We start from the raw sequence: 15,067 nt of genomic DNA, 5'->3' as shown, positions 1-15,067 counted from the left end.
ATGACGTTGACCCATTCGCAGGAGCGGGTTCCCGCTACCGAGCGCATAGCCGTCCGTTGCGTCGATTCGGATGTCCACCCGGCGCCCAAGCGGGGCGAGCTGGTCCCGTACATCCCCGAGCCCTGGCGCAGCAAGTACTTCCTCACCCGCGCCGTGGGTGAGCAGATCTACTATGACGCCCCCGACTACGCGCACTCCTACGCGATGCGCGTGGACACCTTCCCGGCCAACGGCGAATTCCCGTGCAGCGACCCGAATATGGCGTTTCGTCAGCTGATCATGGAGGCGGGCTCCGACATCGCGATCCTGGAGCCGGCCGCCTACCCGGCGCGGCTGCCCGAAGCGCAGCACGCGATGTCGGCCGCGCTGAACGACTGGCAGGCCAATCACTGGCTGGACAGTCACAACAACTGGCACGAGCGGTGGCGCGGTTCGATTTGCGCCGCCATCGAGGAGCCCGAAGAGTCCGCGCGCGAAATCGAGAAATGGGCCGGGCACCCGTTCATGGCGCAGATTCTGATCAAGGCCGAGCCGCGGCCGTCCTGGGGCCACCCGAAATACGACCCGATCTGGGCCGCCGCCACCAAGCACGACATCACGGTGAGCTGCCACCTGTCGCGCAGCCAATTCGACGAGCTACCGATCCCGCCGGTCGGATTCCCCAGCTACAACCACGACTTCATGGTGACCTACTCGCTGCTGGCCGCGAACCAGGTGATGAGCCTGATCTTCGACGGCGTCTTCGACCGGTTCCCGACGCTGCGGATCGTCTTCGTCGAGCACGCGTTCACCTGGATCCTGCCGCTGATGTGGCGGATGGACGCGATCTACGAAGCACGCAAGTCGTGGGTGGACATCAAGCGCAGGCCCTCGGAGTACGTCAAGGACCACATCAAGTTCACCACCCAGCCGCTGGACTACCCGGAAGACAAGACCGAGCTGACCCGGGCGCTGGAATGGATGGAGTGCGAGAAGATCCTGCTGTTCTCCTCGGACTACCCGCACTGGACGTTCGACGACCCGCGCTGGTTGGTCAAGCACCTGCCCAAGCACGCCCGCGACGCGGTGATGTACAAGAACGGCATTGCCACCTATCACCTGCCCGAGACCGTCCCGGTGCTCGAGGGTCAGACCAGGGTGCTCTGAATTGTCAGAAGAAACGAAACGGCCCGAGCCTCGTCTCGCCCAGGGCCGCGAGCACGTCGTCGCAACCGTGGACGAGATTCCGCCGGGCAAGCACAAGCTGGTACCGATCGGACGGCACGGTGTCGGTGTCTACAACGTCAACGGCACCTTCTACGCCATCGCGAATTACTGCCCGCACGAGGGCGGTCCGCTGTGCTCGGGGCGCCCGCGCGGACGGACCATCGTCGACGAGTCCGTGCCCGGCGACGCGGTGATGGTGCGGGACCTGGAGTTCATCTACTGCCCTTGGCACCAATGGGGTTTCGAGCTGGCGACCGGCACAACCGCGGTCAAGCCGGAATGGAGTATCCGCACCTATCCGGTGCGAGTCGTCGGCAATGACGTTCTGGTCCAAGCCTAACTACAGGAGAATCGCGTGCCTTCAATCGAGATCAACGGGGGAAATGTCGTCTACGAAATCCTCGGTGACTCAGGCGATCTCATTGCCCTGACGCCCGGAGGGCGGTTCAGTAAGGAGATCGAAGGTTTGCGCCCGCTCGCGGAGGCGCTCGCCGCGGGCGGCTACCGGGTGCTGCTGTGGGACCGGCCCAATTGCGGGGCCTCCGATGTGCAGTTCTATGGGCAAAGCGAATCACACATGCGCGCCGAGACCCTGCACAAGCTGGTGACGGGGCTGGGCTTCGAGCGCTGCATCCTCGCCGGAGGATCCGGCGGCGCAAGGGATTCCATGCTGACCACGATGCTCTACCCCGAGATGGTCACCAAGCTGGTGGTGTGGAACATCGTCGGCGGCACCTACGGCACCTTCGTGCTGGGTTCCTTTTACATCATTCCCAGCATCCTCGCGGTGCGCGGCACGGGGATGGACGGCGTGGTGCAGGTGCAGGAATGGCGCGACCGGATCGCGGAGAACCCGGCCAACAAGCAACGTTTCCTCGACTTCGACAAGGACGACTTCCTCAAGCTCATGTTGCGCTGGCTCAACGCGTTCGTCTCCAAGCCGGGGCAGACGATTCCCGGTGTCGAGGACGAGATGTTCGACCGGATAAAGGTTCCCACGTTGATCATTCGTGGCGGCGAGAACGACATGGATCACCCCAAGCGGACGTCGCTGGAAGTAAGCTGCCTGATCAAGGGATCGAAGCTCATCGACCCGCCGTGGCCGGAGGACGCCTGGGAGCGCGCGTCCGAAGACCGCGCGGCGGGACGGGTGAATCACTTCAACATGTTCGACACCTGGGTGCAGGCGGCACCGGCGATTCTCGAATTCCTGGGCTCGTAATGGCGCTACACGGTGCGAATGTGGACCTCGCAGTTGAGCGACGCTTCCAGCGCCGTGTGGACTCTGCTTTCCGGAATTCGTTCGAGGTCCGCCTCCCGCAGCGTCACATAGACGATGTCGAAGCCGTCCTCGCCGGGGCTGCGCACAATGTCACCGGTCAGGCCGAACGCGGAGAGCACGCCCTGCGCGTCGTCGTCGGTTCCGCGGCTGACAAAAGTAATCACGCCCGGGACCGGGGTAACGCTGAATACCATGGTGCACAAACCGATCGCGGTTTCTTTGGCCGTGTCGCCGTCTTCGGCCGCGACGAGCACCTCCACTTCGCGACGGCTGATCGGCATGGACGCGAGGTCGTTCTCGACCACGCCGGCGCCGGCCTCGGCCGCGAGCTGCAGGAGCGCTGCCATGCCATCGCGTAGTTGCGCCGGCGTAAGAACGCTTTCCGGGTCGACGTTGACACGCACTACGGCAGTTCGCATGTGCGCAAGCCTAACTAAGACGATGGCAGGCCAGTTTTGAACACCACCCAGTCCACCCCCATCACCACCGCCACCCTTGCCGGGTGCACACCGCGGCTGCTCATTGAACAAGGTCCCGAGGACCTCGCGGCCTATCGACGGCTGGGCGGCTATCTGCCGCTCGCCGATGCCGAGGCATTGCTGAGCGAGGTCGAAGCCAGCGGACTCGTCGGCCGGGGCGGTGCGGCCTTCCCGCTTGCGGTGAAGTTGCGGACGGTGCGCGACAACGGGCGCCTGATCACTGGCGGCCCCGTCGTCATCGCGAATGGCGAAGAGGGAGAACCGGCTTCGCTCAAGGACCGCTGGCTGCTGCGCAACCGCCCCCACCTGGTCTTGGACGGACTGCGGTTGGCCGCGGCAGTCGTGGCCGCCGACCGCGCATACGTGTATGTGTCCGACCCGGAATCAGCGCACAGCGTCGAAACCGCCCTCGGCGAGCTCGATTCCGAAATCCAAGGCATCTCTGTGCAGGTAATCACGGTGGCGCCGGGGTACGTAGCCGGCGAGGAGACCGCCGCGGTTCGGATGATCAACGGTGGCCCGGCCAAGCCGACCGATAAGCCGCCCCGCCCGTTCGAAGCCGGTGTCGACGATCGGCCCACGCTGGTGAGCAACGTCGAGACGCTGGCCAATCTGCCCTACCTGCAGGGCCACGGCTCGGCCGAGTTCCGGTCGCAGGGCACGTCGTTGTCGCCGGGCACGTTTTTGGCCACCATCACCGGTGGCGGCAGGCCGCCGGTCCTCTACGAACTCCCCCACGGTTTGGCATTCACCGAATTGCTTGCCCTGCATGGAATTTCACCAGAAAAGGTACGTGGGGCGCTGATGGGCGGGTACTTTGCCGGCCTGCTCAACCGCACCGTGCTGGAGACCTCGCTGGACCACGAGACAATGCGGCGCCTCGGCAGCGGTCTGGGCTGCGGTGCGGTCTCGGTGATCACCGACGATTGCCCCATCGCGGTCGCGGCGGGGTGCTGGCCTACTTCGACCGCGAAAATGCCGGGCAGTGCGGGTCGTGCTTCAACGGGACGGCGGCGATGGCGGCGGCGGCCGGGGCGCTGCGCGACGGCGCCGCGACGAAAGAGGACGTCGACAGGTTGCGCCGTTGGTCGGTGCTGCTGCGCGGGCGCGGGGCCTGCGCGACACTGGATGCCGCCACCAATATCGCCGCCAGCCTGCTCGATCAATTCCCGGCCGAAGTCACCGCACATCTCGACGGCACCTGCCCGGACTGCGCCGGTGGCGCGTTCCGCGCCGACCGACCGTATGAGGCAGAAGCTGTGAGGCACGCATGAAAATCCGTCTGGACCGCACCATTTGTGACGGCTTCGGCGTCTGCGCCAAGCACGCGCCGGGATACTTCTCGCTGGACGACTGGGGATACGCGGCGCTGATCGGGGACGGCACCGTCGCCGAAGGAGATCATGACGCGGTCATGCGGGCACTGTTGGACTGCCCGGTGCACGCCATCACCGAGATCGGTGAGCGCCGGTTCCGCGCCCCCGAGCCGCCGCTCACCGACGCGGACGATCCGGCCGAGCATCTCAAAACCGAAGAGAACGAAGCCGAATGGGGCTTCACGCGCTGAGGCTGCCCGCGAACGCCGGCGCGTTACGCGCCGGGTTCCGGACTCTTACCAGGGCGTTGTCCCCGCCGAAAAGGCCGGCGGCGCAACACTAATGCGACAATCAGGACGAGTATTGCCAGCCCCGGCGTCCACGGGAGCAGGAATCCGACCGCCAGCACCACGCCATAGGCAGTGGAGGTCAACGACTGCCACCCGTGTTCGAGCGCCCCGAGGAAACCCTGGCGGGCCACGGTCGGTTGCGCCGAGAGATTGACATTGATTGTCGCGTAGGAAATCTGGTCGCCCAGTGAGGCACGCTGCGCCCTGAGCGAGTCCAGATCCGCTTGTCGTTGGGTCAGCGCCGACTCCGCCGCGAGCAAGTCAGCGACGCTGCCCGCCCGGCGCATCAGGTCCAGCAGTCGGTTGACCGAGGTCTGTAGCGCCTCGATGCGGGCATCGAGGTCGACCCGCTGCGACGTAACGTCGTTGTGGCCGATCGACATCGACTCGACCGTCCCGAGTTTCTTGGCGTCGGCCAGGACGCCGTCGAGTTTGTCCGCAGGAATGCGCAGCACCAGATCAACCGCCGGCGACGACGATCCGGATCGCTCCGATCGAGAATCCACTCGGCCGCCGGCATCGGTGACCGCGGAGATGAGACGGTCGGCGACCTGGGTCGGCTCGGAGACGACCATCTGCACCGACCCCGTCGTGATGATGTCTCGTTTGTAGGTACCGTCCGCGGGGGTTCCCGGCGGTGGCGGTGCCTCTGGTGCCGCGACCGTGTTCTCGCCAACGCCGCCCTTCGTCGCGGGAGCGGGGCGGAATGCATCCTCCGTTTGCACCGGCTTGCCACCCACGACTCCTTCATCGCGCGCCGTGGTGGACAGATCGACCCGGTTCAGCGACCAGGTCCAGCCGACGCCGATGAGCAACAAACCCACCAACGCGACCGTAATCACATTGCGCAGCTTGACTGTTCGCGATTGCGACGCTTTGCCCTCGGCACCCCCGCCGGTCGACGGTGTCGGACTCGATGGCGTCTTGACGGGCGGTGCGGGCTGACCCGGCAGTGCACTTGCCGCGGGTACCGGAGCCGATGCCATCGGCTTGGCCGAGAAATCCCGGCCCGCAAGAGTCATGCCTTGGGGTGCGGCCGCAAAGAGTGCGTCGACACCGTCACGGGTCGGGCACCGATCCCACCCGGCCGGAATCTCGACGGGTTGCATCACGCGGTGCCGCACGCCGCCCTCGGCGACAACTCGGTGGTCGACGGCGACGTAGGCCGTGAACCGGCACAACACACCGAACCGCAATGACGTGTCGATGATCCGCCGTTCCAGGGCCTCCGTGTCCGCCGACGCGTACCGGTCCTCCAGGTCACGTAAGTGCGCCCTCGCCCACTGGGCGGTAACCGCCGGGGCCTCGCGGCGCTCTCCGGCGACGGTCGTCGACCAGTCCCCGTCGTCGCCGGTCGTGCCGCGCAGGGTGACCGCGCCGGTCGCACCTCCCCGATACCGCCCGGCCGCCACGAGAGGCACCCCCGGGAACAGGTCGGGCAGCCGGGCCGGGCTCGCGGTGTCCTCGATCACGGTCAGTCCATCGGTGCTCAGCGCCAACGAGTACGCGCACGGCGCGCCGATGCGGCGGTGAATGGCATCCATTGCCTCGTCGAGGCGGTCCTCGCTTTCCACCAGCTCGCAGCGCCCTCCGCCGGCACCGGCCAGGCGACCCAGGAATCCGGCATTGACGGCCTGGTCGATGCCCACCGCGTGGATCCGTACCCGGCGCAGATCGCTGGACAGCTCTCGCAATAGCTGGTCCTCATTGCCGACCTGGCCGTCGGTGACGAGGATGACGACGGCATCGCGCGCGTCGCTCCCCGGGGTCTCGCGCAAGAAGGCGAGCGCCTGCCGCAACGGCTCGACCATCTCGGTGCCGCCCCGCGCGTCGACACGGGCGAGGTGTTCGACGGCGCGGTACCGGTGTCGGTCGCTGGCGTCGGCCAACCCGTCGGGAAGACCCGCGGGGTGGTCGATCTGGTCGTCGAATGTGAGTACGGCGAATCGGTCACCGGTGGTAAGCGTGTCGACGATGCGCGCCGCGGCGCGGCGGGCGGCCACCATCTTCCACCCGGCCATGCTGCCGGAGCGGTCCAGCACCAGCACCAGGTCCCGGGGGCGTGCCGGTGCGCTGGACGCCGGCGGCAACACGGTGAGTTGATATGTTCCCTCGTCGCCATCCGCGTCGGGTACCAGAACGAGCGAGTTGGTGAGATCGTCGGCGCCGTAGCGCAGCCGCAGGACGAAATCCCGATCGGCCCGCTCGCCGGGCCGCACTCGTATCCGGTCGTCGTCGGTAGACACCGCGTGCAGGCTCGACCGCACCTCGGAGAGCGCGAGGCCGCACGGGTCGATGCCGACCTCGATGGCCAGTGGTACCGGGTGGGGGAAACCGGGGAGCAGCACGGGCGGGGTGATGCGTGATGCATCCGGGACCGCAGCGGTGTCGTCGGCGTAGCCGTCGCCGACCGCGACAGCCGCGAGGGGTTCACCCGGGATGTACCGCGGCGCAACCACGAGCGGGAAGCGGAACGTCGCCTCGCCGTCCTCGTAGGACAGCGGGCAGACCAGTGTGAGCGCGACACTGACCCGTTCACCGGGCAAGATGTTGCCGACCCGCATGGTGAAAACGTCGGGCCGCTCCTCCTCGGCGATGGACGCTCGTCGGCCCGACGCGATGGCCTGGTCGTAGGCCTCGCGAGCGGCCTCACGCTCTCGTAGCTCGGCCTCAACAACCCGCCCGTCGGCGGACATCCGCATCCGCGTGACCGCGCCCCGATCCGGGAGCGGGAACACGTAGCTGGCTTCCAGCGGTACGTCATAGGAGTTGACGAAATCCTGGGTCAGCTCTACCCGGCTCGTGAGCCCGGTGATCTCCGCGCGCACGTCGATGCAGTCGAGCGGCAGATTGCCCCGCTCGGTGCATAGCGCACCGAGCCCGGCCTCGTCGTCCGCGGCGGCCGAGCGAGCCGCTTCGGCGTCGGTCATCGTCGTGATGCGGACCGTCATCATGAGCTCCGTTCATCGGGGGGCAGCAGGCCGCGGTCGGCCAGCAGTTCGAGTAATGGCCGCGCGGCCGCGTGGATCGCCTGGATGTCGTCGGCGTCGGGCCGGCCGACGCGATCGGCGGGCAGCATCAGAAACGCCCCACCGGGCAGGCTCACGCCGGCCAGCCTGGTGACAGTGTCAGCGCCATTGCCCGACGTCGCCGGTTCCGCCGCAGCAGGCGGGTCGGCCCAGAACCGGCTCCGGGCCCGGCGGGCCGGGGCCGCCGGCGCCGGCTCCGTGACGATCAGTTCGTCGGGAACGGCGGCGACGCGGCGCAACGTTTCGTCTGTCGCCCCGGCCAACTCGGCCTGGATCTCCGCGAGCGAGCGGCCCTCGGCCTGGCGGCGTTTGAGGGCGACGATCTGCAGCAGGTGCCGCGGGCCATAGACGGCCGTGCGCCCGCGCATGGCTGGTCGGTCGACAAGTCCGGTCGTCGTGTACCACCGCACAACCCGCCGGTCGGGCAGCTCCCGGACTCGCCCGTTGGGCGCCCCCGGGTACGCGGGATCGGCCAGCCCGGCGGAGACCCGTCGCACCAGCTCGTCCAGCGTCCAGGACGCCCCTTCGGTCATCCTTCGATACTGACACTGTTATTGTGACACTGTCAACGTGTAGGTCGTAGGGCGGCCGTCGACGGCTACCCAGTGCCCGACGCCGAATGGGGCTTCACGCGCTGAGCGGCTCATCAGCCGCGTAGCGACGTGAAGATGTCCCGGTAATAGAGGTGGGCGAGGAAGTGTCCGCCGGCGCGCAGGTGCAGCGTTGCGTGCGGTATGCGACGGGCGAGTTCAGCGGTCCAGGACGGATCCACGAATTGGTCGTCCGCCCCGGCCCAAATATCCACCGGCACTTGGATATCCTCGGGCGCGAAGCCCCACGGGCGCACCATGGCACGGTACTCCTCGACGACGCCTTGTGGTTGTCGCAGCGCCTCGCGCGACATGCGAGCAAAACTCGAGAAACCGTCGGCCCTCAGCACCGCGGCATCGGCAGGCCCGAGTTCGCGCGCGGCAAGCCGGCCGTACAGTCGCGGGGCGCATGCGGCCCCGAGCCCCGTGGTGCGAAAGCACAGCCGCGCCGCCCACGGTGCGCGGCAAGACAATCGGATATAGGTGCGATCGATAGTCGGCAGATGATCGATTGCACCCGGTTCGGTCAGCGGAAGCGCACCGGCGATGATGGCGGCGCGTATCACCCGCTGCGGCAGTGCGTAACTCACCGCCGCGGCGTACTGCCCACCGAGAGACCAGCCCATCACGGCGAATCGAGCAACATCGAGTCCGTCAAGCAGCTCGGCGACGTCGCGCGCCCAGTCAAGGATGGTCCGGCCCGGATGCGGGTCCGACCGGCCGACGCCCGGTCGGTCGGGGGAAATAAGGCGAACGCCACACTCGTTGGCGATTGGCGCGCCGGCGGAAACGTCCACCCGGCAGGCCAGTCCGCCGTGCGCGTTGAGTACCGGAAAGCCGTTCGGGTCGCCGTATTCGGCGTAGCTCATCCGCCGCCCGTCCCGCAGCCGAACCACCCGGTATTGTTCATCGGCGACGTACTCGGACATTCGTCCACCTTTGCGGCTGATGACCGCACACCGAAATCCGCGGTTCGAACCGGACCAAAAGATTATGAATGCCGCGGCCCGCTACGTCACGCGGTCTGGATCGCGGGTCCTGGCGAGTGATAGCGTAATTTCGCTGATCCGAATAACGGTCCTACCAGATCGGCCGTCGCGTTCATGCAACTCACTTTCGACGCCCAGGTGGAAGCCTTCCGGGTGGAGTTCGTCGACTTTCTCGACGAACATCTGCCGACGCAGGCGCAGGCCGCCGAACGCCCCTCGTCGACATCGCATCTGCCCGAATGGTCACGCCGCTGGCAACGGCTCCAGTTCGACCACGGCTGGCTGCTCCCCGGCAATCCACCCGAATTCGGCGGCCGCAACGCGAATATCCTGCAGCAATTTGTGCACCGCGAGTAGCTGTCGCGGCGCCGGATCTATCACTGCTTCAACCCGCAAGGCGTCGGCATCATCGCGGCGTCGCTGCTGTCCTTCGGCACCGACGAGCAGAAGCGGCGTTGGGCGATACCGATTCTGCGCGCCGACATGACCGCGTCGCTGGGAATGAGCGAGCCGGGAGCGGGCTCCGACCTGGCCGGCCTCTCGACGAAGGCGGAACTGATCGAGGATCACTACGCCACCATCGCGATGGACTATTACGCACTGCGGCTGCTCGGCTCGCGGGCGCTGGGGCGCGCCGCCCGCGGAGACGTCGACGTGGCGGGCCTGTCCGTGCTCAAGGTTTTCGGTTCGGAGGCCGAACAGAACGCGCTCCGCCACGCGCTGGACGGGTCGGGAATCGACGGATTGCGCGACACGGCACTGACCGCTCCGTATAACCCCCACGCCCCCAACGTCTTTACCGCCAGCTGGTTCACCCGCTACATCAGCAGCTACGCGGGCACCATCGCCGGCGGCACGTCGGAGATTCAGCGCAACATCATCGCGCAGCGAGTGCTCGGTCTGCCGTCGCGCTGATCACAACGCCGGACACAGCGACGACAGAAACTCGTGGGTCCGGCGTCGGGATTCGGTCCGTTGCGTTGCATCCTTGCCCAACGGCACAATTCGCGCTGCCAGCTCGGTAGCGCCCGCGTCGCGATAGCGGCGCAGCCGGGCCAGGATCGCCGACTCGTCGCCCGCGGCCATCGTGTCGCCGACGTCCTGGGCGTCACCGTGTTCCAGCAGTCGGACGTAGTTCGGCGAGAAGTCGGCGTGCCCGAGCACGTCGCTGGCGTAGGCGCGGGCGTCGTCTGCCTCGTCGTTGGCGCACAGTGCGACGGGAACTCCTGCGACGATCCGTGGTGCGCGCCGCCCGCCACGCGCGGCCGCCTCGCTGATGCGTGGGACGACGTGGTCGCGGATCGCCCGCTCGTCCGCCATCCAGAGCACGGTGCCGCCGGCTCGCTCCCCCGCAAGCCGCAGCATCGTCGGGCCCAACGCGGACAACAGAATTGGAACGTCGTAGCTATCCGTCACGTCCACCGGCGAGTGGACCCGATAGCTGTCATTGTCGACGTCGACCGTCCCCGGCCCGGCGAACGACGCCGCGAGCACGTCCAGGTAATCGCCGACCAAGCGCGCCGGGCGCTCGTAATCCAGCCCGAGTTGGCCGTGCACGATCCAATGATGCGAGGGCCCGATGCCGAGCGTGAACCGCCCACCGCAGGCGATCTGGGTCGTCAGGGCCTGCTGCGCCATGATCAGCGGATGGCGGGTCTGAATCGGCACGACCGCCGTTCCGATTTCGATGCGGTCGGTTGCCTGCCCGATCAGCGTCGCCGCGGTCATCGCGTCGAGGTAGCCAGGGACCTGGGGTATCCAAAACGCGGTGAAGCCGGCGTTTTCGGCCGCGACGGCGTCGGCGATCAGCCCGCCCAACCGGTCGGCACGCGCGCGCTCCTTGTCGGAGCCCACCATCAAGCCGATGCGCATGCGGCCCACTGTCTACGGGACATACCGGTCCCATTCGTACGGCACCACCGTGAAAAACGGTGCGGCAAAGAGGGGTTCGATGTCGGACGCTGCCCACCGGGCCGTGAGCACCGGCCGCAGCCGTTGCGCGGTGGCGACCGGGTCGTCATCGAGAAAGCAATACGTGATCGACTGATTCCCTTGAGCACTCGCCAGTTTGGCGTCGACCTCAAGCGACAGTGCGGACCAGACGCCGGCGACACCGTCTACGTTTACCAGCGGGTCCACCGCTGCCGATCCCCGCTCGACGATCACGTAGGCTCCTCGCACCGGCAGCCAGGGAAGCACATCTGAGCCGACCTTGTTCCGGGGCGCCGCCGCTCGATCCCGGACCTCGTAGACACCGCGCTCCACCGGCGGCAGCAGTGAGAGCTTGCGACCGGCATTGCCTAGCGCCGTGGACAGTTCGTTGAAGCTGTGCAGCCCGGCTGCATTCGTGAAGAAGTACGTCATCACGTGGTCGACGGCGTCCAGCGGCCCGCCGCTGACCGCACGCGCACCGCGGCAGGCCGGGGTGGACACCAACCGCAGTGATGCGCGAACCGCGGCGAGCCGGTGTTGCTCCGGGCGGTGGTCAAGCGTGTGCCAGCGCAGGTAGTCGGCGTCGGTTCCGTCGGGATGGCGAGTCGCCATGGAAACGAACAGCGTGGTGATCTCTCCGCGCCCGGCGGCGAGGATCTCGGCTACCTCGTCGGATGGCGTGCCCGGAAGCGCCATACCGTCAGATTCCTGTCGAATCATGCTGGGGCAGCGAGATTTCGGGATGTCGTGCCGTGATCATGCGCCGGAAGCCGTCACGCCAGGGCACCTTCGTGCGGCCGAGAACGTCGTGCATGCGGGTGACATCCGGCCATAGCGGCGTGTGTGCCTCGGCCGTGTACTCGAAGATCGGCTCGACACCGACCAGCTCACCCATGAACGTGCAGTAGTCCTCGACGCTGACCGTCTCGCTGCCGGCCCAATTCACTACGACCGGCGGCACCGCGGCGACTTGCATGGCGCGGATGCCGAGTTCCACATAGTCGTCCTCGTAGATGGGGTTGTAGTTGTTCGGCTTGTCGGGATGCAACCGAATTGGCTTGCCCGCCAGCATCGCATCGAGACGATCGGCCGGCGCACCGCCCTGGGGCCCATACGTCGAACAGATCCGGATGATGGTGAGTGGGATCCTATAGCGCTTAGCGATCCACGTGCACACTGCCTCGGCCGCAACCTTGGACATGCTGTAGTTCGCCCGCAGCGGCACCCCCGGCGGATCGGATTCGGTCAGCGGCCGTCGTCCCTGGTAGGCGTAAATCGAACCGGTGGAACAGAAGACGAAACCCTCGGCGGCGCGGCAGTGGTGCAGCAATTCACCCGACATCTGCGCGTTGGTTTCGACGCAGCGATTCCAGTCGCCCGCACCGGGGTCCACGGCCGCATGGAAGACGTAGGTGAAATCGTCGGGGAGACCGGAGAAGTCGCCGGTGCCGATGTCAAGCGCGACGGGTTTGATGCCGGCTTCGGCGAGCCTTTCCCGGTCCGCGGGGTCCTGCAGCCGAGCGGCACCCCACACCTCGTTTCCCGCCGCGGCCAAAGTACGCGCGATGGGGAACGCGATCTTGCCAGTCGCCCCGGTGATCAGGATCTTCTCCGCGTCGAGCACCAAGGCCTCCGATCACGACGAGAGACAATGTGAAGTACTTGATATGTTCTTTGGGAGCATAAACGCCCGGCCGATCGGAAATGGCACGGGTGGCGTCTACGAATAAAATGGCACGAAGCAAGGTCGGATGACCAAACGGGAGGCCCACCATGAGGTGGTTTGTTGGTCGATTGAGTGCCGTCATCGGGCTCGTCTTCATGCCGATGGCGATCGCGACGCCCGCTGTGGCGATCGCGGCGCCTGGGGCGCAGTGTCTGTCCACCAATATGTCGTGGAATGAGGCGACCGGCGAGTGCAAAACGCCGACGGCGCCGCCGGCGTGGTACGTGGCCCCGCCGGCCTACGCGCCGGGGTTTGCCGGCCAGGATGTGCCGCCACCTCCCCTGCGGCCCGCGTGGTCACCGAACGCCCCGATGTGGAGTGTCGGCTTTCACCAGTGGGGTGCCTATTTCAACGGCGTCTGGGTGCCGTACTGACGGCGAGCGCCCCACCTCACCTGCCCTGCGGCACCAGCTTCTGGATAGTGCCTGGCTTGGGTGATAACGTAATTCTCCAATTTGCATAATGGCCCTACCGGGCCGGCCGTGCGACTCCCGGAGGTGACGTGTCAGCAGCACCGGGCCGCCCATTGCCCCTGGTCACGCAGGAGAATGAGTTCTTCTGGGCCTCGGGCGCCGACGGAAAGCTACGGTTGCAGGAATGTAGGGCCTGCGAATCCCTGATCCATCCGCCGGCGCCGGTATGCCGCTATTGCCGATCACTCGATGTCGGGGTGCGCGCGGTCTCCGGCAAGGCGACGCTCGCCGGGTTCACGATCAACGAGCGGTTCAGCCTGCCCGGGCTGACGGCGCCCTACGTGATCGCGCAGGTGGCGATCGCCGAGGACCCCCGCGTGCGGTTGACCACCAACATCGTGGAGTGCGACCCCGAAGCACTGGAACTCGGCCAACAGGTCCAGGTCGCCTTCGAGCAGGTCGAAGACGTCTGGTTCCCGCTGTTTCGGCCCGTCCCGGACGCCGAGCCCGCTCCCCTGCCTACCGACGAGATCGCACCGGAACGCTTCGCCGAGCACGTCCAGCCAATGCTCACCCGGGAGAAATTCGAGGACAAGGCCGCTCTCACCGGGATCGGCATGTCGCAAGTCGGGCGGCGGTTGATGGTGCCGCCGCTGTCGCTCACCATCGACGCGTGTGAGGCGGCAATTGCTGACGCCGGCCTCACCTTCGCCGACATCGACGGCCTGTCCACCTACCCGGGCCCGATCAACGTCGCGGGCATGGGGGAGGGCGGGGTGACCGCGCTCGAGGCCGCGCTGGGCATTCGGCCGACCTGGCACAACGGCGCGATGGAGACGTTCGGCCCCGGCGGCTCGGTGATCGCGGCGATGCTCGCGGTCGCCTGCGGGCTGGCGCGCCATGTGCTCTGCTTCCGGACGCTGTGGGAAGCCACCCACGGCGAGCTGATGAAGCAGGGCAAGATCGCCCCGTCGATGGGCCGGATGTCGGGCTGGCAGATGCCATTCGGCGCCACCTCGGCGGCGCACACGCTGGCGATGAACGCGCAGCGCCACTTCCACCGGTACGGCACCACCAAGGAAACGCTGGGCTGGATCGCGTTGAACCAGCGCGCCAACGCCGAACTCAACCCGACGGCCATCTACCGAACCCCGATGACGATGGACGACTACCTCAACGCGCGGCCCATCACCACCCCGTTCGGCCTGTACGACTGCGATGTGCCCTGCGACGGCGCGATAGCCGTCATCGTCTCCGCCGTCGACGCCGCCCGCGACCTGGCCAAGCCGCCGGTGCTGGTGGAAGCCGTCGGGACGCAGATCGTCGAGCGGCTCGACTGGGACCAGAGCACGCTGACGCATGAGCCGCAGGTGCTGGGCCAGTCCGCGCACGTATGGACGCGCACCTCGTTACGGCCCGCGGACGTCGACGTAGCCGAGCTGTACGACGGGTTTTCCTTCAATTGCCTGTCTTGGATCGAGGCGCTGGGATTCTGCGGAATCGGTGAGGCCAAGGAGTTTCTGGACGGCGGCAAGAACATCGCCCGCGACGGTCAGCTGCCACTCAACACTCACGGCGGCCAACTGTCGCACGGCCGCACCCACGGCATGGGCCTGCTGCATGAGGCCATCACCCAATTGCGTGGCGAGGCGGGCGACCGCCAAGTCGCCGGCGCACGGGTAGGCGTGGTCAGCAGCGGCGGCCTCACGCCCAGCGGCGTACTGCTGCTGCGGGCCGACACGTGAGTACCGCGCC

Annotated in this window: 13 protein-coding genes and 2 pseudogenes; 8 read left to right on the top strand and 7 right to left on the bottom strand. The window is 67.1% G+C overall.

All coding sequences use genetic code 11. The features are described from left to right. The 3 genes from G6N55_RS21605 to G6N55_RS21595 are packed head-to-tail and all read left to right on the top strand — an operon-like array spanning position 1 to position 2,428. The gene (locus G6N55_RS21605; protein WP_085223797.1) at positions 1 to 1,146 is read left to right on the top strand and encodes an amidohydrolase family protein; all 1,146 of its coding nucleotides are present in this window, start codon (positions 1 to 3) and stop codon (positions 1,144 to 1,146) included. A gap of 1 nt (position 1,147) precedes the next feature. After that, positions 1,148 to 1,546: a Rieske (2Fe-2S) protein gene (locus tag G6N55_RS21600; RefSeq protein ID WP_085223795.1), complete on the top strand. Its 399-nt coding sequence runs from the start codon at positions 1,148 to 1,150 to the stop codon at positions 1,544 to 1,546. A gap of 15 nt (positions 1,547 to 1,561) precedes the next feature. Continuing rightward, positions 1,562 to 2,428, top strand: a complete 867-nt coding sequence (locus G6N55_RS21595) for an alpha/beta fold hydrolase (protein WP_085223793.1) — start codon at positions 1,562 to 1,564, stop codon at positions 2,426 to 2,428. A gap of 5 nt (positions 2,429 to 2,433) precedes the next feature. Here the strand turns inward: G6N55_RS21595 and G6N55_RS21590 are convergent, their stop codons facing one another. Next, a complete protein-coding gene (locus tag G6N55_RS21590; protein ID WP_085223791.1) occupies positions 2,434 to 2,907 on the bottom strand; it encodes a hypothetical protein in 474 nt (157 codons plus the stop codon). A gap of 36 nt (positions 2,908 to 2,943) precedes the next feature. On the opposite strand from G6N55_RS21590, the pseudogene G6N55_RS21585 reads away from it, so the two are divergent. Both G6N55_RS21585 and G6N55_RS21580 read left to right on the top strand, forming a co-directional pair. After that, positions 2,944 to 4,241 (top strand): annotated as a pseudogene (locus G6N55_RS21585) (NADH-ubiquinone oxidoreductase-F iron-sulfur binding region domain-containing protein). After that, positions 4,238 to 4,534, top strand: coding sequence for a ferredoxin (locus tag G6N55_RS21580; protein ID WP_085223787.1), 297 nt, complete (start codon positions 4,238 to 4,240; stop codon positions 4,532 to 4,534). Before G6N55_RS21585 ends, G6N55_RS21580 begins: the two are co-directional and overlap by 4 nt. A 23-nt stretch (positions 4,535 to 4,557) precedes the next feature. Here the strand turns inward: G6N55_RS21580 and G6N55_RS29940 are convergent, their stop codons facing one another. From G6N55_RS29940 to G6N55_RS21565, 3 genes are all read right to left on the bottom strand, one after another. After that, positions 4,558 to 7,584 carry a DUF4349 domain-containing protein gene (locus tag G6N55_RS29940; protein ID WP_232078813.1) on the bottom strand — a complete coding sequence of 1,009 codons (3,027 nt, stop codon included), beginning with the start codon at positions 7,582 to 7,584 and terminating at the stop codon, positions 4,558 to 4,560. Further along, positions 7,584 to 8,195, bottom strand: coding sequence for a MerR family transcriptional regulator (locus G6N55_RS21570; protein ID WP_085223785.1), 612 nt, complete (start codon positions 8,193 to 8,195; stop codon positions 7,584 to 7,586). The genes G6N55_RS29940 and G6N55_RS21570 overlap by 1 nt, the downstream gene beginning before the upstream one ends. A 113-nt stretch (positions 8,196 to 8,308) precedes the next feature. Continuing rightward, positions 8,309 to 9,181 (bottom strand): alpha/beta fold hydrolase, encoded by an 873-nt coding sequence (locus tag G6N55_RS21565; protein WP_179968093.1) that lies wholly within the window; start codon positions 9,179 to 9,181, stop codon positions 8,309 to 8,311. A gap of 174 nt (positions 9,182 to 9,355) precedes the next feature. Here G6N55_RS21565 and G6N55_RS21560 point away from each other — a divergent pair. Beyond that, positions 9,356 to 10,156, top strand: a pseudogene (locus G6N55_RS21560) (acyl-CoA dehydrogenase family protein). Here G6N55_RS21560 and G6N55_RS21555 read toward each other — a convergent pair. From G6N55_RS21555 to G6N55_RS21545, 3 genes are read right to left on the bottom strand one after another with little or no spacing between them, the layout of a single operon-like run. Then, positions 10,157 to 11,113: an LLM class F420-dependent oxidoreductase gene (locus G6N55_RS21555; protein ID WP_085223783.1), complete on the bottom strand. Its 957-nt coding sequence runs from the start codon at positions 11,111 to 11,113 to the stop codon at positions 10,157 to 10,159. It lies immediately after the preceding pseudogene. Between the two features lie 12 nt (positions 11,114 to 11,125). Further along, positions 11,126 to 11,869 carry a hypothetical protein gene (locus G6N55_RS21550; RefSeq protein ID WP_085223781.1) on the bottom strand — a complete coding sequence of 248 codons (744 nt, stop codon included), beginning with the start codon at positions 11,867 to 11,869 and terminating at the stop codon, positions 11,126 to 11,128. Between the two features lie 4 nt (positions 11,870 to 11,873). Further along, positions 11,874 to 12,797, bottom strand: a complete 924-nt coding sequence (locus G6N55_RS21545) for an NAD-dependent epimerase/dehydratase family protein (RefSeq protein ID WP_085223992.1) — start codon at positions 12,795 to 12,797, stop codon at positions 11,874 to 11,876. 149 nt (positions 12,798 to 12,946) lie between these two features. Here G6N55_RS21545 and G6N55_RS21540 point away from each other — a divergent pair, with 149 nt between their 5' ends. Both G6N55_RS21540 and G6N55_RS21535 read left to right on the top strand, forming a co-directional pair. Then, a complete protein-coding gene (locus G6N55_RS21540; protein ID WP_085223779.1) occupies positions 12,947 to 13,273 on the top strand; it encodes a hypothetical protein in 327 nt (108 codons plus the stop codon). Positions 13,274 to 13,401: 128 nt separating this feature from the next. Further along, a complete protein-coding gene (locus tag G6N55_RS21535; protein ID WP_085223777.1) occupies positions 13,402 to 15,057 on the top strand; it encodes a thiolase C-terminal domain-containing protein in 1,656 nt (551 codons plus the stop codon). The last annotated feature ends 10 nt before the right edge of the window (positions 15,058 to 15,067 follow it).

Origin of the sequence: Mycobacterium florentinum (assembly GCF_010730355.1) — a bacterium.
GTDB classification, from domain to species: domain Bacteria; phylum Actinomycetota; class Actinomycetes; order Mycobacteriales; family Mycobacteriaceae; genus Mycobacterium; species Mycobacterium florentinum.
The sequence above is the reverse complement of the archived record's forward strand: the minus strand, read 5'-3'. Positions and strand labels throughout refer to the sequence as shown.

Excerpts from the sequence above, each read along its gene's own strand:
- G6N55_RS21605 (WP_085223797.1), top strand. The coding sequence starts at position 1 with ATGACGTTGACCCATTCGCAGGAGCGGGTTCCCGCTACCGAGCGCATA.
- G6N55_RS21590 (WP_085223791.1), bottom strand. The coding sequence starts at position 2,907 with ATGCGAACTGCCGTAGTGCGTGTCAACGTCGACCCGGAAAGCGTTCTT.
- G6N55_RS21580 (WP_085223787.1), top strand. The coding sequence starts at position 4,238 with ATGAAAATCCGTCTGGACCGCACCATTTGTGACGGCTTCGGCGTCTGC.
- G6N55_RS29940 (WP_232078813.1), bottom strand. The coding sequence starts at position 7,584 with ATGACGGTCCGCATCACGACGATGACCGACGCCGAAGCGGCTCGCTCG.
- G6N55_RS21570 (WP_085223785.1), bottom strand. The coding sequence starts at position 8,195 with ATGACCGAAGGGGCGTCCTGGACGCTGGACGAGCTGGTGCGACGGGTC.
- G6N55_RS21565 (WP_179968093.1), bottom strand. The coding sequence starts at position 9,181 with ATGTCCGAGTACGTCGCCGATGAACAATACCGGGTGGTTCGGCTGCGG.
- G6N55_RS21555 (WP_085223783.1), bottom strand. The coding sequence starts at position 11,113 with ATGCGCATCGGCTTGATGGTGGGCTCCGACAAGGAGCGCGCGCGTGCC.
- G6N55_RS21550 (WP_085223781.1), bottom strand. The coding sequence starts at position 11,869 with ATGGCGCTTCCGGGCACGCCATCCGACGAGGTAGCCGAGATCCTCGCC.
- G6N55_RS21540 (WP_085223779.1), top strand. The coding sequence starts at position 12,947 with ATGAGGTGGTTTGTTGGTCGATTGAGTGCCGTCATCGGGCTCGTCTTC.